Source organism: Billgrantia gudaonensis (assembly GCF_900100195.1).
Lineage (GTDB): Bacteria > Pseudomonadota > Gammaproteobacteria > Pseudomonadales > Halomonadaceae > Halomonas > Halomonas gudaonensis.
Genome location: NZ_FNES01000005.1, coordinates 14715 through 35562, shown reverse-complemented (window position 1 = coordinate 35562; position 20848 = coordinate 14715). Strand labels below are relative to the sequence as shown.

General features: G+C 65.3%; 19 protein-coding genes and 1 tRNA gene. 11 read left to right on the top strand and 9 right to left on the bottom strand.

Annotation, left to right across the window (positions count from 1 at the left end; translation table 11 throughout):
* Positions 1-41 precede the first annotated feature (41 nt).
* Positions 42-467: a universal stress protein gene (locus tag BLP96_RS07685; RefSeq protein WP_089684792.1), complete on the bottom strand. Its 426-nt coding sequence runs from the start codon at positions 465-467 to the stop codon at positions 42-44.
* A 203-nt stretch (positions 468-670) separates the two neighbouring features.
* Positions 671-1927, bottom strand: a complete 1257-nt coding sequence (locus BLP96_RS07680) for an NAD(P)/FAD-dependent oxidoreductase (protein ID WP_089684790.1) — start codon at positions 1925-1927, stop codon at positions 671-673.
* A gap of 213 nt (positions 1928-2140) precedes the next feature.
* On the opposite strand from BLP96_RS07680, the gene BLP96_RS07675 reads away from it, so the two are divergent.
* The 4 genes from BLP96_RS07675 to BLP96_RS07660 all read left to right on the top strand — a co-directional run bounded on the left by BLP96_RS07675 (position 2141) and on the right by BLP96_RS07660 (position 6728).
* Positions 2141-3283, top strand: coding sequence for an ABC transporter ATP-binding protein (locus tag BLP96_RS07675; protein ID WP_089684788.1), 1143 nt, complete (start codon positions 2141-2143; stop codon positions 3281-3283).
* A gap of 141 nt (positions 3284-3424) precedes the next feature.
* On the top strand, positions 3425-4540 hold the full coding sequence (locus BLP96_RS07670) for an extracellular solute-binding protein (protein ID WP_089684785.1): 1116 nt from the start codon (positions 3425-3427) through the stop codon (positions 4538-4540).
* Positions 4541-4618: 78 nt separating this feature from the next.
* The gene (locus BLP96_RS07665; RefSeq protein WP_089684783.1) at positions 4619-5872 is read left to right on the top strand and encodes an ABC transporter permease; all 1254 of its coding nucleotides are present in this window, start codon (positions 4619-4621) and stop codon (positions 5870-5872) included.
* A 4-nt stretch (positions 5873-5876) separates the two neighbouring features.
* On the top strand, positions 5877-6728 hold the full coding sequence (locus tag BLP96_RS07660) for an ABC transporter permease (protein ID WP_089684780.1): 852 nt from the start codon (positions 5877-5879) through the stop codon (positions 6726-6728).
* An 87-nt stretch (positions 6729-6815) separates the two neighbouring features.
* On the opposite strand, the gene BLP96_RS07655 is transcribed toward BLP96_RS07660, so the two are convergent.
* From BLP96_RS07655 to BLP96_RS07645, 3 genes are all read right to left on the bottom strand, one after another.
* Entirely contained in the window at positions 6816-7685 is an 870-nt protein-coding gene (locus BLP96_RS07655; RefSeq protein WP_089684778.1) for a glycine betaine ABC transporter substrate-binding protein, read from the bottom strand.
* A 104-nt stretch (positions 7686-7789) separates the two neighbouring features.
* The gene (locus tag BLP96_RS07650) at positions 7790-8626 is read right to left on the bottom strand and encodes an ABC transporter permease (protein ID WP_089685149.1); all 837 of its coding nucleotides are present in this window, start codon (positions 8624-8626) and stop codon (positions 7790-7792) included.
* A 5-nt stretch (positions 8627-8631) separates the two neighbouring features.
* Positions 8632-9876, bottom strand: a complete 1245-nt coding sequence (locus tag BLP96_RS07645; protein ID WP_089684776.1) for a quaternary amine ABC transporter ATP-binding protein — start codon at positions 9874-9876, stop codon at positions 8632-8634.
* Between the two features lie 432 nt (positions 9877-10308).
* Between BLP96_RS07645 and BLP96_RS07640 the strand changes: the two genes are divergently transcribed.
* Positions 10309-10608, top strand: coding sequence for a hypothetical protein (locus BLP96_RS07640; protein ID WP_143005084.1), 300 nt, complete (start codon positions 10309-10311; stop codon positions 10606-10608).
* Positions 10609-10779: 171 nt separating this feature from the next.
* On the opposite strand, the gene BLP96_RS07635 is transcribed toward BLP96_RS07640, so the two are convergent.
* The 4 genes from BLP96_RS07635 to BLP96_RS07620 form a co-directional block, all read right to left on the bottom strand.
* Entirely contained in the window at positions 10780-12156 is a 1377-nt protein-coding gene (locus tag BLP96_RS07635; protein ID WP_089684772.1) for a sigma-54-dependent transcriptional regulator, read from the bottom strand.
* A 10-nt stretch (positions 12157-12166) separates the two neighbouring features.
* On the bottom strand, positions 12167-13651 hold the full coding sequence (locus BLP96_RS07630) for a sensor histidine kinase (RefSeq protein ID WP_089684770.1): 1485 nt from the start codon (positions 13649-13651) through the stop codon (positions 12167-12169).
* 38 nt (positions 13652-13689) lie between these two features.
* A complete protein-coding gene (locus BLP96_RS07625) occupies positions 13690-14841 on the bottom strand; it encodes a PQQ-dependent sugar dehydrogenase (protein WP_089684768.1) in 1152 nt (383 codons plus the stop codon).
* An 81-nt stretch (positions 14842-14922) separates the two neighbouring features.
* Positions 14923-15798: an AEC family transporter gene (locus BLP96_RS07620; RefSeq protein WP_089684766.1), complete on the bottom strand. Its 876-nt coding sequence runs from the start codon at positions 15796-15798 to the stop codon at positions 14923-14925.
* 127 nt (positions 15799-15925) lie between these two features.
* On the opposite strand from BLP96_RS07620, the gene BLP96_RS07615 reads away from it, so the two are divergent.
* The 6 genes from BLP96_RS07615 (at position 15926) to BLP96_RS07590 (ending at position 20805) form a co-directional block, all read left to right on the top strand.
* Positions 15926-17722: an ABC transporter ATP-binding protein gene (locus tag BLP96_RS07615; RefSeq protein ID WP_089684764.1), complete on the top strand. Its 1797-nt coding sequence runs from the start codon at positions 15926-15928 to the stop codon at positions 17720-17722.
* A gap of 78 nt (positions 17723-17800) precedes the next feature.
* Positions 17801-17877, top strand: a tRNA-Ile gene (locus BLP96_RS07610).
* Positions 17878-17942: 65 nt separating this feature from the next.
* A complete protein-coding gene (locus BLP96_RS07605; RefSeq protein WP_089684762.1) occupies positions 17943-18809 on the top strand; it encodes a ParA family protein in 867 nt (288 codons plus the stop codon).
* Positions 18796-20199, top strand: coding sequence for a replicative DNA helicase (dnaB, locus tag BLP96_RS07600; RefSeq protein ID WP_089684760.1), 1404 nt, complete (start codon positions 18796-18798; stop codon positions 20197-20199). Before BLP96_RS07605 ends, dnaB begins: the two co-directional genes overlap by 14 nt.
* The gene (locus BLP96_RS07595) at positions 20196-20576 is read left to right on the top strand and encodes a DUF7673 family protein (RefSeq protein WP_089684758.1); all 381 of its coding nucleotides are present in this window, start codon (positions 20196-20198) and stop codon (positions 20574-20576) included. The genes dnaB and BLP96_RS07595 overlap by 4 nt, the downstream gene beginning before the upstream one ends.
* Entirely contained in the window at positions 20569-20805 is a 237-nt protein-coding gene (locus BLP96_RS07590) for a type II toxin-antitoxin system HicA family toxin (protein WP_089684756.1), read from the top strand. Before BLP96_RS07595 ends, BLP96_RS07590 begins: the two co-directional genes overlap by 8 nt.
* The last annotated feature ends 43 nt before the right edge of the window (positions 20806-20848 follow it).

Sequence of the window (20848 nt, the reverse complement as noted above, 5' to 3'; positions counted from 1 at the left end):
TCAGGATGCCGTGTCTAGGGGCTTTCCCGGCAGCCGGCGAGTCACTGCTTCGCCGGGCGAACCAGAAAGACCGACACGTCGGTGTGGGTTGCGACCTTGCCGCCATGCGAGGGCATCAGGACGTCCAGGTGCTTGGGTGGATGGGTCGGCATGATCACCAGATCGGTGCCGACATCGTCGATGGCATCGATCAGCAGGTCGTCGAGGTCGGCGATGGGATCGGGGCTGGTGATGACATGCGTGCTCACCGGCTGGCCGTGCACCGCGGCGCGTTCGTCGGCGAAGGCATCCAGCTTCTGCTGGTACTCTTCCGGTGTGCGGGCCACGCTGCCTGGCTGAGTCGCCGTGACGCCGACATAGCAGATTTCCGCGTCGTAATGGCGAGCCAGGTCGGCCACGGTGGCCAGAGATGGCTCGAGCACGTCGAGATGTGCCAGATCGATCGGCACCATGATCTTGCGGTACATGTCTGCGTCTCCTTGCATACTGAGAAACGAGAGACGGCCCGAAGCAGGCCGGCCCCTTCATCTTAGTTTGGCGAGCTCGTCGATCCACGCCAGTGGTGGCGTCAACGCTTTCCCGCCTTGGAAGGCGCTGTAACGCGATGATACAGGAATCGCACCGTTACGCCGACAGCGTAGGCCGACTTTTCTCCTTTTACCACCGGTGGTTAGCGTGTGAACCGCTGAGGGTGGCAAGCCTCCAGCCAGCTCGGCGACGCGCCGGAGAGACTTTCGGCGACCAGCCGACCGGTAGTCGGCGCCAGGGTCAGTCCCAGATGGCCGTGGCCGAAGGCGTAGGTGACGCCCGGAAGGCGGGCGGGTCCGATCACTGGCAGCGAATCCGGCAACGACGGCCTCAGTCCCAGCCACTCGTGGCTGGCTGGGCCGAGAGGCCCGAGGAGCGCCTCGCCGTGACGGCGCAGATAGGCCAGGCGGCGCGGGTTGGCCGGATCGCGGGGATGGCCGAGCTCGACGGTGCCGGCGATGCGCAACCGTCCGGCCAGCGGGGTCATGTAGAACGCGTTTTCCGCCGGATTGCAAGGCCGCGACAGGCGCGTCGAGGCATCGGGAAATTCCAGGTGATAGCCGCGTTCGACGTCCAGGGGAATGCGGTCGCCGGCGCAGCGAGCCAGCGTCGCCGACCAGGGGCCAGCCGCGACGATGGCGTGCTCGGCCAGCCAGCTGCCGAGATCGCTGTCGATGCGCACTCGCCCTCCGGCTCCGTCGAGGCCGGTGACGCGTGCCGTGCGGAAGTCGACGCCGCGCTCCGCCAGGCGGCTTGCCAGTCGTGTGGCCAGGGCCTGAGGGTCGGCAAGATGGCCGGCGGCCAGAAAGTGCACGCCGCCTTGTGCCACGCCTTCCAGGGCGGGTTCCAGCTCGGCGACCTGCCGGGCGTCCAGGTAGCGTTGGGGAATGCCCAGCCGCTCGCGAGCGATGTAGGCGTCGCGTTCGGCTTGCCAATGGCGACGCTGGCGAAAGAACGTGAGTGCGCCGCGTCGATGCAAGGCGGTGGCCGAGGTGCCGGTGCCCAGCGTCGCGTGCAGTGCCTGCCAGTCGTCCATGGCAGGGGCCAGCAGGTGGTGAAGGGTTCGGGTCGCGGCAGCGGTTCGGGCGGGGGTCGCTGCGGCGAGAAAGCGCCACAGCCAGGGTGCCAGGCGCGGTAGGTGGCGCCAGCGCAGGTGGAAGGGCGAAGAGGGAGACAACAGCAGAGCCGGCAACTGGGTGAGTAGGCCGGGATGGGCCAGCGGCTCCACCGCATAGCCGGCGAGCGTGGCCGCATTGCCGGAGGAGGCCTGCCCTCCCGGCGGTCCCGGATCCAGCACGGTGACTTCGCGTCCCCGCTCGATCAGTGCCCAGGCCGTGGCCAGGCCGACGATGCCGGCGCCGATGACGACGATATCGGCCTTGCCGTGGCGATTCGACATGATGGCCTCCCTTTTCTGGAGCCTGAGGGCATAGCCGACTTCATGAGCGGTTGCGGGCTTGCCATTCAACGCTGGTTGGACCCTGCAAGGATTGCGAGGTGATGGGCAATCAGACTACTGTCGATTTCGTTGAATTAGAACAAGACAAAGCGGCCTGGCGCACTGCGCAGGGGAACGATGCTCGTAGCGACCGGTCGTCAACAGGAAGCTTGCATGAACGAAAGTGCCGTCCCCGACGCCCCCGCGGCGTCTTCCCAAGAAGTCGATACCTGCTTTGCGCGTTTCATCGACGTCCAGAAGAGCTACGACGGCGTGGAACTGGTCGTCAAAGGATTCAACCTCGATATCCAGCGGGGTGAATTCGTCACCCTGCTCGGTCCCTCGGGGTCGGGCAAGACCACCTGCCTGATGATGATGGCCGGTTTCGAGACTCCCACCCACGGTGACATCCTGCTCAAGGATCAGCCCATCAACGGCTTGCCGCCCCACAAGCGCGGCATCGGCATGGTGTTTCAGAACTATGCGCTGTTTCCCCACATGACCGTGGCCGAGAATCTCGCCTTCCCGCTCGAGGTGCGTCACCTCTCGAAGTCAGAGATCGCCCGCAAGGTCGATCGGGCACTGGGCATGGTGCGTCTGGAGGGCTTCGGCAGCCGTCGCCCGGCGCAGCTTTCCGGCGGCCAGCAGCAGCGCGTGGCCCTGGCGCGCGCGCTGGTCTTCGAGCCCGATCTGGTGCTGATGGACGAGCCGCTCGGCGCTCTGGACAAGAACCTGCGCGAAGAGATGCAGTACGAGATCAAGCGCATTCATGCCAGCCTCGGCGTGACCATGATCTACGTGACCCACGATCAGACCGAAGCGCTGACCATGTCGGATCGCATCGCCGTGTTCAACGATGGCGTGGTCCAGCAGTTGGCGAGCCCTCAGACCCTATACGAATCGCCGGAGAACGCCTTCGTGGCCAGCTTCATCGGCGAGAACAATCGCCTCATGGGCGAGGTGGTGGAGCATCTCGGCAAACGCTGCGAGGTCGTGCTCGACAGCGGAGAGCGCGTCGTCGCCAAGCCGGTCGCGGCAGGAGGGATCGGTTCGCGCACCACGCTGTCGCTGCGTCCGGAGAGGGTGGTGCTTCTGGAAGCGGACGACGGCGATGGCGAGCGCTTCGACAACTGCTTCACGGGGACCGTGCAGGAAGTGATCTACCTGGGGGATCATCTGCGCACGCGGCTCGCACTGTGCGGCAACGACGAATTCATCATCAAGACCCCGAATGCCGAAGGACATCCCCCGCTGCGACCGGGGCAGTCGGTGACCGTCGGCTGGACGTGGCAGGACTGTCGCGCCCTGGATGCCTGACGATACCTGGCGAAGGGGATAATCGTGCAGCCCGGCGACGCTCGTTCGCGTCGCCGGCCACCGACGCGGCCGGGATGGTCTGCAACGCCGATAGGCGATACCACCGCAACGACCGCATCAACAACAACAATGGAGAATTCCATGAATTCATCACTTCGTTCATTTCGCAAGGGAACCCTGGGGACGGCCGTCGCTTTGGTCGGCATGAGTGCCCTGGGGCTGTCGGCCACGGCCCAGGCCGAGACGTTGAACATCGTCTCCTGGGGAGGTGCCTACAGCATGAGTCAGCACGAGGCCTACGATAAACCGTGGATGGAGAAGACCGGCGACGAGATCGTCAACATCGATCGTAGCGGCAATGCACTGGCTGGTCTGCGCGCCCAGAGTCAGGCGGGCAACGTCACCTGGGATCTCGTCGACATGCTGCCGGCAGACGCCATGATCGCCTGCGACGAAGGGCTGATCGAGCCGCTGGATCACGATGAACTGCTCGCCGATGCCCCGGACGGTACGCCGCCCAGCGAAGACTTCGTCGACGGGGGGCTGGACGATTGCTTCGTGGCCTCGATCGTCTATTCCAACATCGTGGCCTACAACACCGAGATGTTCCCGGAAGACCAGCAGCCGAGCACCATCGAAGACGTCTTCGACCTGGAGAACTATCCCGGCAAGCGTGCCCTGCTGCGCAAGCCGATCAACAACCTCGAGTGGGCGCTGATCGCCGATGGCGTCGACCGCAATGACGTCTATGCCATGCTCGAGACCGAAGAGGGCATCCAGCGTGCCTTCGCCAAGCTCGACACCATCAAGGACGAAGTCATCTGGTGGGAGGAGGGTGCCCAGCCGCCGCAGTTGCTGGCCGACCAGGAGGTCGCTTTCGCCTCGGCCTACAATGGGCGAATCTTCAACGCCATGGTGACCGAGGATCAGCCTTTCGAAATCATCTGGGACGCCCAGGTGTTCGAACTGGATGGCTGGGTGGTGCCCACCGGCAAGCTCGACAAGGTGAAGGACTACCTTTACTTCGCCACCGACACGCAGCGGTTGGCCGACCAGGCCAAGTACATCTCCTACGGACCGGCGCGAAAATCGTCCGCCGACTATGTGACGACTCATGCCGAGACCGGCATCGAGATGGAAGAGCACATGCCCACCTACGGGCCCAACTTCGAGACCGCCCTGCAGAAGGACGATCTCTTCTGGGCCGACTTCAGCGACGAGTTGACCCAGCGCTTCGACGCCTGGCTGGCCCAGTAAGGCCTTGCCGCCGCCCGGTTGGCCGGGCGGCGGCTCTCCCATAGCCCGATTGCCGTTTCGTTCGATGGAGAGGCCTGCGTGTCCCATTCGTCCTCTGAACCACTGACTACCGCCGACGGCGTGCCGCTCAAGGTGAGCCTGCGTCGCGCCGTGCGCCGTTCGAAGCTCAAGGCGCTACTGCTGGTGTCGCCGCTGCTGGCGTTCTTGGTCATCGCTTTCGTGATGCCGATCTTCGACATGCTGTGGCGCAGCGTCGACAATCCCGAAGTCTCCACCCATCTGTCACGCACCGTCGAGGCCCTGAAGGGCTGGGACGGCGAATCGCTGCCGGAGGAGCTCGCCTTTGCCGCCCTGGTCGAAGATCTCCGCGAAGGGCAGGAGGAGCGCAACCTGGGGCTGCTGTCGAGCCGGCTCAACTACGAGAAGTCGGGCATGCGCTCGGCGATCAGCCGCACGGCACGCCGCGCGGCCGACCTCGAGCCGCCGTTTCGCGAGTCTCTGGTGGAGGCACACCGCGCCTGGGGAGAACTCGACACCTGGCGGCTGATCCAGCGCGAGGCGCGTCCCTACACGCCTTCCTACTATCTGGCGGCGGTGGATCGCCAGGTGAGCCCCGAGGGCGAGATCGTCAAGGTGCCCGCTCATCTGGAGATCCATGTCGCGCTGTTCTGGCGAACTTTCTGGATGAGCGCGGTGATCACCGGGCTGACGCTGCTGCTGGGCTATCCCATCGCTTATCTGCTAGCGACGCTGCCGCTGCGTCGTTCCAATCTGTTGATGATCCTGGTGCTGCTACCGTTCTGGACCTCGCTGCTGGTGCGCACCACCACCTGGATCGCCATTCTGCAGTCGCAGGGCGTGCTCAACGACATGATGGTGGCCATCGGGATGATCGCCGACGAAGCCCGCTGGCAGATGATTCACAACAAGGTCGGCACCATCGTGGCGATGACCCATATCTTGCTGCCGTTCATGATCCTGCCGCTCTATTCGGTGATGAAGACCATTCCCCCGAGCTACATGCGCGCGGCGCGCTCGCTGGGTGGAAAGCCCTTGTTGAGTTTCCGGCGCGTCTACTTCCCGCTGACCATTCCCGGAATCGCGGCGGGCGGCATCCTGGTGTTCATTCTGGCGATCGGCTACTACATCACGCCGGCGCTGGTGGGCGGCCAGTCGGGTCGCTTCATCACCAACTACATCGCCTATCACATGCAGACCTCGCTCAACTGGGGTCTGGCCGCAGCGATCGCCTCGATCCTGCTGTTCGTGGTGATCGTCTTCTACCTGATCTTCAATCGCCTGATCGGCGTCGACAAGGTCAAGCTGGGGTAAACCGATGGCCATTCCTTCCTATGCCACCCGCGGCGAGCGCATCTGGCACACCGTCTTCCTCGGCATCTGTACGCTGGTCTTCCTGTTTCTGGTGGGACCGCTGCTGGTGATCATCCCGCTGTCGTTCAACGCCGAACCCTACTTCACCTTCAGCGAAGAAATGCTGACCCTCGACCCGGCGGGCTATTCGCTGCGTTGGTACCAGGACTTCTTCACCTCCAGCGAGTGGCTCGGGGCGATCAAGAACAGCTTCATCATCGGCATCGCCTCGACCTTGCTCGCCACGGTGCTGGGTACGGTGGCGGCACTGGGGCTCTCGAGCCGTCACATGCCGGCGCGCGGGGCGATCATGGCAATGCTGATCTCGCCGATGATCGTGCCGTTGATCATTTCGGCGGCAGCGATGTTCTTCTTCTTCTCCAAGATCAATCTGGCGCAGACCTATCTGGGCGTGATCCTGGCTCACACGGCACTGGGCATCCCCTTCGTGGTGATCACGGTCACCGCCACCCTGTCGAGCTTCGACACCACGCTGATTCGTGCCGCCCACAGTCTGGGAGCCAATCCCACGCGCACTTTCTTCAAGGTGGTGCTGCCGCTGGTGACGCCCGGTGTGGTGTCCGGAGCGCTGTTCGCCTTCATCACCTCGTTCGACGAGGTCGTGGTGGTGCTGTTCATTGCCGGACCGGAACAGCGCACCATGCCGATCCAGATGTGGTCGGGCATTCGCGAGCAGATCAGCCCGACCATCCTGGCCGTGGCCACGCTGCTGGTGCTGCTTTCGATGCTGCTGCTCACCACCCTGGAACTGCTGCGGCGGCGTGGAGAGCGGCTGCGTGGGGTGAGTCCAGGCTAGTCGGCATCGAGACGAACGCCATCAACGCAAGCGGGGAGGCCAATCGGCCTCCCCGCTTGCGTTGCAGGAACGACGGTCAGGAAACGCTTAGCCGTCGATCCACTCCTGCACGACGTCCTGGTTGTCTTCGACCCACTGCTTGGCGTTCTCGTAGGGGTCGGAGTCCTCTTCCTGGTTCATGAGCATGACTTCGCCCATCTGCTCCGGAGTCCACTCGAAGGCATCCAGAATGGCGTAGGCCTCCGGCATGTCCTCCTCGAGACCCTGGCGGGCGATGGTGTGGATCTGCTCGGCGCCGCCGTAGACGTTTTCCGGATCCTCGAGGTACTTGAGATCCCAGCGGGCGAATTTCCAGTGCGGCGTCCAGCCGGTGACCACCACGTCTTCCTCGTTCTTGATGGCCGACTCGAGAGCGGCGGTCATGGTGGCGCCGCTGCCGCTGCGCAGGGCCAGGTCGAGATCGTATTCCTCGATGACGTCCTCGGTGAGCCCCATCAGGCCGGCACCGGGGTCGATGCCGATGATTTCGCCGTTGAAATCGTCGGCGTGGTCGTTGAGGTCGGCGATGGAATCGACGTCGCTGTAGGCGGGTACCACCAGGCCGAGCTTGGTGCCGTCCAGGTTGACGCCCAGATCGTCGACCTCGTCACCCACGCGCTCCATGTAGTCGGCATGGGTGGTGGGCAGCCAGGCGGCGACGATGGCGTCGGCATCGCCGGAGGCCACGGCCTGCCACATGGCGGCCGCGGACAGCGAGGTCATCTCCACGTCGAAGCCCTGCTGCTCGAGCACGGCGCGTACCACGTTGGTGGAAGCCACCTCGGAAGACCACTCGACATAGGCCAGGTGGACGCTGCCCTTGTCCTGAGCCTGAGCGGTGCCGGCAGCGAGACCGGCGCCAGCGACCAGTGCCAGGCTGGCGAGACGAATGCGGCGATTGAGCAGTTGCTTGTTCATTGGTGTTCCTCCCTTTGCGTACGACCCTTACACCTTGGCGATGGTAGCGCTTCGATGCAAGGGCCATTACCAACGTTATACAGGACCGTTCCTGCCGTTGACGTTTACCCGGACTTGCGCTGTTTGCGCAGCGACTGCGTGATGCGGTCGAGCAGCATGGCCAGGATCACCACGGCGATGCCCGCCTCGAAGCCGTCGCCCGGACGCAGCCGCTGGATGGCGCGCCACACCTCGCTGCCCAGACCGTCGGCGCCGATCATGGCGGCGATCACCACCATGGAGAGCGCCAGCATGATGGTCTGGTTGATGCCGGCCATCACCGTGGGCAGTGACAGCGGCAGCTGTACCTTGAACAACTTCTGGCCACGCGTGGCGCCATAGGCGTCGGCGGCCTCGATCAGCTCCACCGGCACTTGGCGGATGCCCAGGGTGGTGAAGCGTATTGCCGGCGGCATGGAGAAGATCACCGTGGCGAAGATGGCCGACACGGAGCCGATGCCGAAGAACGGGATCGCCGGAATCAGGTACACGAAGGCCGGCATGGTCTGCATGAAGTCGAGTACCGGCATGATGCCGCGATAGAGCCTTTCGGAGAGCGCGGCGGCAATGCCGACCGGCAAGGCGAAGACCACTGCCACGAACGTGGCGATCACCACCAGGGTGAGGGTCTCGATCATCGGCTCCCACAGACCCATGTTCCAGATCAGCAGCAGGCCGGCCACGGCGCCGATGGCCAACCGAAGGTTGGCGACTTTCCAGCACAGGGCGGCCATGATCGCCAGCAGGCCCCACTCGGGCAACCACATCAGCGCCTCGTTGAGACCTCCGATGCCGGTCTGGGTGACCCGTGAAATGCCGCGGGTGATGAGAGAGTACTCGCTGGTCAGCCAGTCGAGACCGCCTTCGATCCACTGGCCCAGCGGAATGCGGGGAATTTCGATAGCCATCATTCGTCTCCTGCCGGTACGGTCGCTTCCTCGGTGGTTTGCGGGGTCTCGGCGGCCTGTGCCAGCTCGTCGAGCACCGCGCCCTTGACCACCACGCCGAGCAAGCGCTTGCTATCGTCGACGACGGCAATCGGGAAGCTGTTGTCGTGGAACATGGCGAAGAGATTGTGCAACGGCTCGGCCGGTCCCACGCTGCGGAAATCGAGGGTCATGGCGTCGGTCACCTTATCCTTGCCCTGCTCGAGCGCCTGACTGGCGGCTTCCGCTTCGATCAGCCCGATGAGGTGACGGTCGCGGTCCGTGATGTAGATGGAATCGAGGCTGTGTTCGCGCATCTTGCGAAGCGCCGTACGCGGGCCGTCCGAGTCGCGCACCGTGGAGCGCACCTTGCGCATGGCGCTCTCGGCGGTGAGGATGCGTGACTTGTCGACCCCTTCGATGAAGCGGCGCACGTAGTCGTCGGCTGGCTTGGTGAGGATCTCCTCGGGCGTACCGATCTGCACGACCTCGCCGTCCTTGAGCAGCACGATGCGATCGCCGATGGTCAGCGCCTCGTCCAGGTCGTGGGTGATGAACACCGTCGTCTTCTGCATCTTGTGCTGCAGTGCCAGCAGTTCCTGCTGCATGTCACCGCGAATCAGCGGGTCGAGGGCCGAGAAGGCCTCGTCCATCAGCAGCACGCTGGCATCGTTGGCCAGTGCGCGAGCCAGGCCCACGCGCTGCTGCATGCCACCGGAGAGCTGGTTGGGATAGGCGTCTTCCCAGCCGTCCAGGCCCACCTGCTTGAGGGACTCGCGGGCGACGCGTTCCCGTTCCACCTTGTCGATGCCGCGAACCTCGAGACCGAACTCGGTGTTCTGCTGCACGGTGCGGTGGGGGAAGAGGGCGAAGTTCTGGAACACCATGGAGAAGTGGCGGCGGCGACATTCGAGCAGTGCCTTCTCGCTCAGCTCGGGAATGTTCTCGCCGTCGATGACGATCTCGCCCTCGCTGGGCTCGATCAGCCGGTTGAGGCAGCGGATCAGGGTCGATTTGCCTGACCCGGACAGCCCCATGATGACCAGCAGCTCGCCTTCATGGACGTCGAAGTTGATGTTGGACAGGCCCAGCGTCTGGCCGGTCTTGTCCAAAATTTCGGGGCGTTTGAGCCCCTGGTCACGCAGTTCGAGCGCCTTCTTCGGCTGGTTGCCGAAGACCTTGCTCAGGTTGCGTACCCGAATTTTGACGTTGCGGTTGTCGCTCATTGGCTATGCCTTTTGTCAGCCCCTTTCTCGACGAGGGGCACACGAAGGTTCCCTGTCGGATCGAATTGCCGCTGCCTAGTTTGGCACGCGTAATCGTTGATGGCTCGGGAGGGGGTATACCCTAGTGGTTTTTGAACGATCATTCAAATAAAACGCGGCGGTCCGAGGCATGCCACCCATGGCGCATGTGTCAGTTTTCACCACGCATTCGACCGCTCGGCGGCCGTGAGCTGGCGTTTGCGATTTTTTTTAACTTTCTGAGTTTTTGGGTTTTTTTAGAATCCTGGCTGCGTTGGCATGCCGCATGCTCTGCGGCAAGGAATGCCAACGGCTCGTCGAGGAGGCCACGGCGCATGGAGCGCCTGCACTGAACCCGCACCGATTCGGACGGTCTTCCAGTCACGATTCCAGTCATGCGACGCAAGGAGAGACATGATGACATTACCGGCACTGTTCAAGCGAGCTGGCGCCTTGGGAGTGGCGCTGGGTTTGCTGGTCGGCCCCCTGGCCATGGCTCAGCAGGACGACCTGGACAAGGAGCCGGGCGCCGCCGAACGACGGTCGGCCGATTCGCCGACTTCCGAGTCGGAGGCGCCCGACGAGCCAGGCTTCGGCAGTGGCACCGAGCCCATGCCCGGCACGTCGCAACCGGGCAGCGATCCGGCCCAGCAGGCACCGGAGGAGGAGACCGACGATGGCTGGGAGCAGGACTCTCAGGGCGCCGGCGGGTAGTCACGCCCGACCGGATGCCGGGTAGCGACGATTCCCTGCCCTGCCGCTGTCATTTCCCCACCGCCCTCTCGTTTCCCCTTGCTGCGTCTGGCGGTTAAGCAGCGGCATTTGCCCCCGAACTCCCCGGGGGCTTTTTTTACCCTGGCCGCGCGAGGCGACATCGCCGAGGCGTCATTCCTCCTCCAGGCGCCGATAGAGGGTGCGCCGAGCGATGCCCAGGATGTCCGCCGTCTTGCGTTTGTTGCCACCCGTTGCATCCAGCACTTTCTGAATGTAGCGCTTTTCCACTTCCTCGAGGCTGGGCCAGTTGCCTTGCTCGGGCCGAGTGGCTTGGGAAGTGCCGCTCGGGGCGTGGCGGCGTTGCGTCTCGTGGCGTTGGCGCAGCCGCTCGGGCAGGTCGGCATGGCTCAGCACTCCCGCTTCGGCCAGCGTCACGGCGCGCATCACCGCGTTTTCCAGCTCGCGTACGTTGCCGGGGTAGGGGTAGTCGAGCAAGGCCTGCAGGGCGGCGGGCTCGATGCGTTCGATACGCTTTTCCTGGGCGGCGGCGTGTTTGGCGATCAACGTCGAGACCAGCCGTTCGATGTCGCCGGGGCGCTCTCGCAGCGGGGGGATGCGCAGCGAGAAGGTTTCCAGGCGAAAGAAGAGATCGCTGCGGAAGTGGCCGGCCTCGATCTCGCGTTCGAGGTCGCGATGGGTAGCGGCGATGATCCGCACGTCGATGGGGTCTTCGGTTTCCGCGCCGACGGCCTTGACGGTCTTTTCCTGCAGGGCGCGCAACAGCTTGGCCTGCAGGTTGGGCGACATCTCGCCGATTTCATCGAGAAACAGGCTGCCGCCGCGGGCGGCCTGGAAAAGCCCCTGACGGTTGTCCGTGGCGCCGGTGAAGGCGCCCTTGCGATGGCCGAAGAACTCGCTTTCCATCAGCTCGCCCGGAATGCTGGCACAGTTGACCGCCACGAACGGGGCTTCGGCTCGCGGGCTTTCGGCATGGATGGCGCGGGCCAACAGCTCCTTGCCGGTGCCGCTTTCGCCGAGAATCAGGATGGGGGCCTCGCTCCTGGCCAGCCGGGTGGCATCGCGGAACAGGGCATGCATCGGTTCGCTGTCGCCGATGATCCCGTGGAAGCCTTCATCGCGCGCCGGCCGGTCGAACCGCTCGGCCAGGCGGCGGTGCTCGAGCACGCGGAACACGGCCTCGCGCACGCCTTCCAGGTCCAGAGGCTTGGTCAGGAAGTCGTCGGCTCCCATCTTGAGCGATTCCACGGCCTGGTCGATGGTGCCGAAGGCGGTGATCACGATGAAGCCGACCTCACTGCCGTCGGTACGCAGCTGCTGGAGCAGCTGCAGCCCGCTGATGCCCGGCAGGCGGACGTCGCTGATCACCAGCGACACCTCGCTGTGGCTGAGGGTGGCCAGGGCGTCTTCGGCGCTGGCCGCGACGAGGGTAGCGTATCCGGCGTCCTGGAGTTCCTCTTCGAGCAGCTCGAGAATGGCGGAGTCGTCCTCGACGATCAGCAATGGGGCTCGGGGGGAATGGGGGGCCATCCTGGTCACGTCATGCTTCCTCGTTGTCTTGGGGCGGGGTAGCGGGGGTGTCGTCGTCCAGAGCATCGTCCAGGGGCAGGACGATCTCGAAGCCGGCGCCACCCAGCTCGCTGTCGAAAACGCCGATGGTGCCGCCATGGTCGTTGACGATGCGATGGACCATCGACAGGCCCAGGCCGCTGCCCTGGCCCACGGGTTTGGTGGTGAAGAAGGGGTCGAAGACCTTGCCCTGATCGCTGTCGGCAATGCCCGGGCCGTCGTCTTCCACGCACAGCGTCAGCCAGTCTCGTTCTTGCCGGGCACGCAGGCGCACGCGCGTGACGCCCTCGGCCTGGGCGGCATTGCGCAGCAGGTTGGTGAGGACCTGGATCAGTTGCTGGCCGTTGACCAGCAGTTGCGGCGAAGGAGACGGCAGCTCGGGCTCGAGGCGAATGGCATGCGCTTCTAAGTCCTCTTCCACCAGCTCGCGGGCAGCCTGTATCAGTTCGTCGAGGGGGCGTGCCTCCTTGGTGACGTTGTGCTGGCGTCCCAGTTCCATCAGCTGGCGCACGATCGTCACGATGCGCTCGACCTCACCGTGAATGCGGGTCAGCCGTGCCTGCTCGCGTTCGCCGATGGCTTCGCTACGTGCCAGGCGCTGCGCCTGTCCCTCGATCACCGTCAGCGGGGCGCCGATCTCATGGGCGACGCCGGCAGCCAGTACGCCCAGCTCAGCCAGCTTCTTCGACTTGCGCAGGCGCTGCTCCAGCTCGACCTCTTTTCGGCGGCTGGCGGCGATGTCGGCGTCCTTCTCGGCCAGGCCATCCAACATGCCGTTGAGTGCCACGGCGAGCTGCTGGTATTCCGCCGGCCCGTCCACGGGGGCGCGCCGGTCGCGTTCGCCGGTCTCGACGCGTTGCATGACGGCCAGCAGCCGTTTGAGTGGGCGCTCGATATGGTGGCGAAAGGCCCACCACAGCCCCAGCACCACGCCGGCGGCGCCGACCACGAAAGCCAGCAGGGCGGCCTGGCTGAGAAAACCGGTGTAGTTCTCGACGCCGGTGTTGAGGCGGTTGACCTGCAGCACGCCGAGCACCTCGCCGGAGGGAGAGGTCAGCGGCTTGAGGGCCGAGTAGTAGTGCCACTCATCGTGCTGGCGATAGTCGGCCTGCATTTCTCCCTCTTCGGCCACGCGGCGGATGTCCTCGGGGCTGAACAGCGCCTCGCCCAGCCCGAGACCGTAAATCTCGCGGCCTCGATCGTCGAAGACGTAGGCACCGTAGATGCGGTGGAAGGAGAAGACCGAGTGCAGCGTTTCCTCCAGGGGTTCCGCTGCATCGCGGGACAGTGCATGACCCAGCGTGGTACCGATCACGTGGGTGATCACCTCGACTTCCCGTTCCAGGCGCGAGCGCACGTTCTCTTCCAGCGAGGTGATGGCGACCAGGCTGAACACCAGCAGCACGAGGAACAACGGCACGATGACGGTGAGCAAGATCAGGTTGCGTAGGCGCATGGCATCTCGACGTGGCCGGGAGCGGGGGAAAAAGCGGGTCAGTCCGTTGGCCGCAGCCGATACAGGCCGCCGTCGGGGGCGTCGCTGAGCAGATAGATGGCTCCGTCACGACCCTGGCGAACGTCGCGGATGCGACCGATCTCGCCCTCGAGGATGACTTCGCGTTCGATGACCTCGTCGCCGTCGAGGCGCAGGCGCAGCAGCGTCTCGCTGCTCAGCCCGCCGGCCAGCAGATCGCCCTGCCAGGCGCTGAAGGCGTCGCTCGTGACTTCGGCGAGGCCGGAGGGCGCGAAGCGGCCCTCGAAGACGTGCACGGGGTCGCGCATGCCGGGCAGCGAATCGGCGCCGATGGGTTGGTTGGTGGCGTAGTCGTTGCCGCGACTCACCTCCGGCCAGCCGTAGTTCTCGCCGCCGACCAAGCGGTTGAGTTCGTCGCCGGTGCGCGGGCCGTGCTCGCTGGCCCAGGGCTCGCCGTCGTGGCGCACGGTCAGGCCCTGAACGTTGCGGTTGCCGATCGTGTAGAGCTCGTCGAGAGCGTCGGGGTCGTCGACGAAGGGGTTGTCCGGGGCCGCTTCGCCCGTCTCGGTCAGGCGCAGCACGCTGCCGGCATGGTCGCTCGCGTCCTGGGCGCGGGGTGGGGTGCCGCGCTCACCGATGCTCATCAGCAGGGTGCCGTCGGGCAGCCAGGCGAGCCGCGAACCGTAGTGACGGCCCGGGCTGGAAAAGCGGTTCTGCACGAACAGCGCTTCCACTTCCGTCAGGGCGTCGTCCGCGAGACGCGCGCGCGACAGGGTGGTGGCGGTGCCGCCAGAGCCGGGCTGGCTCCAGGTGAAGTAGATCCAGTCGTGTTCGCCGCTCTCGTTCTCGCCGAAGCGGGGATGCAGCACTACGTCCAGCAGACCGCCCTGGCCGCGGGTGCTGACCTCGGGAACGCCCTCCAGGTGCGTGATCGTCCCGCTCTCGTCGAGGCGTGCCATGCGCCCCGGCCGCTCGCTGACCAGAAAGTCGCCGTCGGGCAGTTGTGCCACCGCCCAGGGGTGGGTCAGGCCGTCGGCGATTCGCTCCAGGCGCAGATCGAGATGCTCGGTCGCGAGCCGCTCGCCGACGATGGTCTGGGCGTGGACGGGCCCGGCGATCAGGGCCAGGCCCAGCAGCAGGGGGGTGGCGAATCGTGCGCTGGCAGGGTGCATCCCACTCTCCTTGGCGTTCGGCAGGCAAGCATTCGAGGCTCCCCTACTGACTCCCCCAGGGCGTGGGTGTTCCAGTGCCGACTACATCAGAATGGCCAACAGAATCGGCAGATAGAACAGCGACAGCAGCGTCGAGCAGAACACCAGACTGGCCACGTACTCCGGCTCGCGGCGAGCCTTCTGGGCGAACAGGTAATTGAACACCGCCACCGGCATGCTCATCTGCAGCACCAGGATGCTGTGGCCCATGGGCGGCAGCGCCAGAAGATGGCCGATGCCCCAGGCGAGCAGGGCGGCCACCGGGATGCGCAGCAGGCTGAAGCCGATGCCCGACTTGAGGTTCTTCACCTGGATGCTGGCCAGCGACACGCCCAGGGTGATCAGCATCAGCGGTACCGTGAAGCCGGAGATCAAGTCCACGCTGTTGGCCAGCCACAGCGGCAGCGCGGTGTCGGTGAGCAGCAGCGACAGGGCGATCAGGATGGCGTAGACGGTGGGCGTCTTGGCCAGCGACTTCAGCGGATTGCCGCGGCTGGCCAGCATGGTGCCCAGGGTGAACTGGAACAGCGACACCGTGACCATCACCGTGATGCCGTACACGAAGCCCGCGCTGCCGAAAGCGTAGAGCACCACCGGCAGGCCCATGTTGCCGGTGTTCGGGTACATCATTGGCGCCAGCAGCACACGCCAGTCGCGCCTGAGCACCCGCGCGACCACCACCGTGGCCGCTGCCATGGCGACGATCACCAGGGCGGTGGCCAACATGGTGCGCCCGAAGCTGCTGGCATCGATCTCGGCCTCGGAGAGCGAGGCGATGACCAGTGTCGGGGTGCCGATGTTGAAGACCAGGCGGGTGACGAAATCCACCGGGTAGGGGTGGCCCAGGCGAATCCAGGTGAAGCCCAGGCCGGCCCCGGCCAGGACCGGGGCCATGACGGCAAAGAGTTCGGCGAGCATGCGCAGTACCGTGTCGTGGAGAGGGGGCAGGACACAGGCGCATCATTGTCGTGTTTCGTGCGGCGTCGCGCAAATGAGACGGTCAAATGCGTTACACTTGCCCCTTTTCGCATCAGGACGCATTTTCATGTCGAATTCCGCCACCAGCTTCCAGGCACTACGGCGTTTGCTGCGCTACGCCCGCGGTTACCGGCGGCGCATCGTCGCCGCCTCGGCTTGCTCGATCGTCAACAAGCTCTTCGACATCGCCCCCGAGATCCTCATCGGCGTGGCCATCGACGTGGTGGTCAACCAGGAACGGAGCTTCGTGGCTCGGGTGGGTTTCGAAACCGCTCAGCAGCAGATCCTGGTGCTGGCCGTGCTCACCTTCTTCATCTGGGCGGGGGAGTCGCTGTTCGAGTACCTCTACCAGGTTCTGTGGCGCAATCTCGCCCAACGCCTGCAGGCCGATCTGCGCCAGGACTCTTACGAGCACGCCCAGCGCCTCGACATGGCCTACTTCGAGTCGAGGAGTTCCGGTCAGCTGGTGGCGACCATGAACGACGACGTCAACCAGCTCGAGCGCTTCCTGGACGGCGGCGCCAACGCGATGATCCAGGTGGGCGTCACCGTGGTGGCGGTGGGGGCGGTGTTCTTCGTCATCTCACCGTTGATCGCGCTGCTCGCCTTCACGCCCATTCCGCTGATCATCTGGGGCGCCTTCTTCTTCCAGCGCAAGGCCGGCCCGCTCTACGCCGACGTGCGCGAGAAGGTAGGCGACCTGGCCAGCCGGCTCGGCAACAACCTGGCCGGCATCGCCACCATCAAGAGCTTCACCAGCGAAGCCCGCGAGGCCGAGCGGCTGCGTGAGGTCAGCGAAGCCTACGTGGAAGCCAACCGCCGAGCGATTCAGGTCAGCTCGGCGTTCATCCCGGTGATCCGCATGGCGATTCTCGCCGGCTTTCTGGCCACCTTCACCGTGGGCGGGATGCTCGCCCTGCGCGGCGATCTCAACGTGGGCGCCTACGGCGTGCTGGTGTTCCTCACCCAGCGGCTGCTGTGGCCATTGACCGGCCTGGCCGAGGTGATCGACCTCTTCGAGCGTGCCATGGCCAGCACCCGGCGCATCCTCGACCTTCTGGCAGTACCCATCACCGTGCGCGACAATCACGGTGCATCGCTGCCAGAGCCGGTGCGCGGCGAAGTGAGCTTCGAGCGCGTGAGCTTCCGCTACGGTTCCAGCGGCGAAGGTGTGGAGGGCGTGAGCCTGCACGTGCCCGCCGGGAACACCCTGGCACTGGTGGGAGCCACCGGCTCGGGCAAGTCGACCCTGGTCAAGCTGCTGCTGCGCTTCTACGACCCCGACAGTGGGCGCATCTGCATCGACGGCCAGCCCATCGATGGCGTCAGCCTGGCCTCGCTGCGCGGTGCCATTGGCCTGGTCAGCCAGGACGTCTACCTGTTCGAGGGCTCGGTGCGTGACAACATTGCCTACGGTAGGCCGCAGGCGAGCGAAGCGGAAGTGATCGAGGCGGCACGCACCGCCGAAGCCTGGGAGTTCATCCAGGCGCTGCCCCAGGGCCTCGACACCGCGGTGGGCGAGCGTGGCGTGCGCCTCTCCGGCGGCCAGCGCCAGCGTCTCTCGCTGGCTCGGGCGCTGCTCAAGGATCCGCCCATCCTGGTGCTTGACGAGGCCACCAGCGCGGTAGACAACGAAACCGAAGCCGCCATCCAGCGCTCGCTGGCGCGGATCGGCCACGGCCGCACCGTGATCATGATTGCCCACCGTCTCTCCACCATCGTCCACGCCGACGAGATCGTGGTGATCGAAGGCGGCCGGGTAGCGGAGCACGGCACCCACGACAGCCTGCTCGCCGCCGACGGCCGCTACGCCGCCCAGTGGCGGGTGCAGACCGGCGCGCTGGCCACGGCCGACGTGGAGTGAATCGAAGGGCGGTGGCTATGGTCTCGGCCACCGCCTTTCGCTATCATACGGCGGCGCCGTTCGGCGTTTCTCCGGTAAGGGCCTATAGCTCAGTTGGTTAGAGCAGGGGACTCATAATCCTTTGGTCGCTGGTTCGAGTCCAGCTGGGCCCACCAAGTACGCACTGCATTGATTGAGGTTCGACCCTTAGGCCACTCGTTACCACACGAGGGCACAATCAATGCGCATCATGTCTGTTATCTCCACCAAGGGCGGCGTCGGCAAGACCACCGTCACAGCCAATCTGGGCGGCCTCCTGGCCGATGCGGGCCTCAGGGTCCTGTTCATCGACCTGGACAGCCAGCCGACCCTCTCCAGCTACTACCCTCTTCGCACCGAGGCCTCCGGCGGTACCTATGAGCTGATCGCGCTCAGCGACACGGCTCCCGACCGCGTCATATCGCAAACGGCCCATCCCAACCTGGATGTGGTGATCTCCAACGATCACGCCGGCCAGCTTCCTCAGCTGCTGCTCAACGCCCCGGACGGCCGCTTCCGGCTCGCCCAGCTGCTCTCCAGCCTATCGGGCTATGACCTCGTTCTGATCGATACCCAGGGGGCACGCTCCATCACCCTGGAGATGGCGGTCCTGGCTTCCGATCATGCCCTCTCTCCCATCACCCCCGAGCTGCTCTCCGCCCGCGAGTTCGTGCGCGGCACTGTCGGCCTGCTGCGCGATCTCGAGGCGCTCAGCCAGTTCACCCACCTCTCCGTTCCCCCCGTTTCCGTACTCGTGAACCGTCTGGATGAAACCGCCGATGCGCGGGGCATTCACCAGACGCTGGCGGAGATGTTCGCCGCCGGTGAGCAGGGCGTCACCGTGATGCAGAACACCATTCGCGCCGGTGTGGCCTTCCGGCAGGCCGCCAGCGCCGGCCTGCCGGCTCACCAGTTCGAGCCGCGCAAGCCCGCCGGCCGCAAGTCGCCCGCCGCTGCCGATCAGGTCAAGGCGATGGCCTGTGAGCTCAATCCTGACTGGCAGCCGCTGATCGACACCATGGTCAGCACCACCGCCATGCAGGGAGGCTGCCACGATGAGTGCCATTGAGAATCTGGCGGTGCTGCCAGGTGTGGAAGAGCGCTCCGAGCCGGGTTACCTGCCACCGCACAGCCTGGAAGCGGAGCAGTCGGTGCTGGGCGGCCTGATGCTGGATAACGCCATGTGGGACGAGGTCGCCGACCGCCTGGCGCCGGCAATGTTCTATCAGCAGGCCCATCGCCTGGTGTTTCAGGCCATTCAGGGGCTGGCCGAGCGTGACCAGCCGATGGATGTGGTGACCGTCTCCGAAGCGCTGGAGGAGGCGCGTCAGCTGGAGCAGGTGGGAGGCCTCGCCTTCCTGGCAGAGCTGGCCCGCAATACGCCCAGCGCGGCCAATGTCGTGGCCTATGCCGAGATCGTGCGGGATCGCCATGCGCTGCGTCAGCTGATCCATACCTGCTTCACGCTGAACCAGCAGGCCCTGAACGCCCAGGGCCGTTCGGCCGCCGAGCTGATCGAGGAGGCCGAGCAGAAGCTCTTCGCCCTGACGGAGGACCGGCATGAGCGGCTGAGCTCCATGAAGGAGATGCTGGGGGAGGCCATCAACGTCATTGATCAGGCCTTCAATGCGCAGGGCGGGGTGACGGGTATCCCGAGCGGACTTAGCGAGCTGGATGCCATGACCGCGGGCTGGCAGCCCGGGGATCTCATTATCCTGGCCGGCCGCCCCTCCATGGGCAAGACCGCCATGGGGCTCGGCTTCGCGGAGCATGCGCTGACGGCAGAGGAGGTTGCCGGTCCGGTCTTTATCTTCTCCCTGGAGATGCCCGAGTCGCAGCTGATGCTGCGGTTGATCGCCAGCCTGGGCAATGTCTCCCTGCAGAAGCTGCGCACCGGAAAGATGGAGGACGAGGATTGGCCGAAGGTGACCGCTGCGGTCAATCGGCTCACCCAGCTGGAAGGGAAGCTCTTGATCGATGATGCCTCAGGCATCACCGCCTCCAGCCTTAAGGCTCGCGCACGCCGCATGACGCGCCGCTTCGGGCGCCCCTCCATGATCCTGGTGGACTACCTGCAGCTGCTTCAGGAGCCGGGCAGCGAGAACCGGACCCTCGAGGTGGGCAAGGTCAGTCGGATTCTCAAGGAGACCGCCAAGGAGCTGCGCTCTCCGGTCATTGCCCTGTCGCAGCTCAACCGCTCGCTGGAAACCCGCCCCAACAAGCGCCCCTGCATGGCCGATCTGCGTGACAGCGGTGCGCTGGAGCAGGACGCCGACGTGATCGCCTTCATCTACCGCGACGAGGTCTACCACCCCGAGAACGAAGACAGCCACGGCCTGGCCGAGCTGATCCTGGGCAAGCAGCGCAACGGGCCGACCGGCACCGTGCACCTGGCGTTCCAGGGAGAGTCGGCGCGCTTCAAACCGTTGGCGTGGCAGCACCAGGAGGGGACCCCATGAGCCAGCATCGTGTACGCACACCCGACCCCCGCTCCCGGCTCTCACAGGCCCTTGCCCAGGTCATGCACGAGACCCGCCAGCGGCAGCTCGAGGCGGAACGGGAGGGCCTGTCAGCGCTCGAGCACCTGATCCGTGTGGCCGAGGGCCATAGCGGCCAGTCCCACCATCTTCGTCGCCTCCTGCTCGGACTCTACAACGGCTACCACTGGCCCTTCGAGATGCAGCGGCTGCGGGGGCTCGATGCGGACCTGCAGGCGGATGCCCTCACGGTGATCCGGATGGCCACCTACAGCGGCCACGAGATCCACACCTTCATCGAGGGCGGTGATGCCTTGCTGAAACGCTTCTGGGAGATCGAGGAGGCCGAAGATGAGTAAGTCGTCTTCTGTAGCGCGAGGGTGCAAGGGGATGCAGCGCCTGATTCGCTATGCCGCGTCTCAGGGATGGGAGGTGCAGCGTACCAGCGGCGGTCACCTGCGGTTCAGCAAGCCGGGCTGTGCGCCGGTCTTCACCTCCTTCACCACCAAGGACCGCCGCGCCGAGCTCAATGCCCGCTCCCAGTTGCGTCGGGCGGAGTGGCAGCAGAGGTGCCGCCATGACGAGTGATGCCACTGTCATCAGCACCAGGGCGCCGCATGCCTGCGCCGCT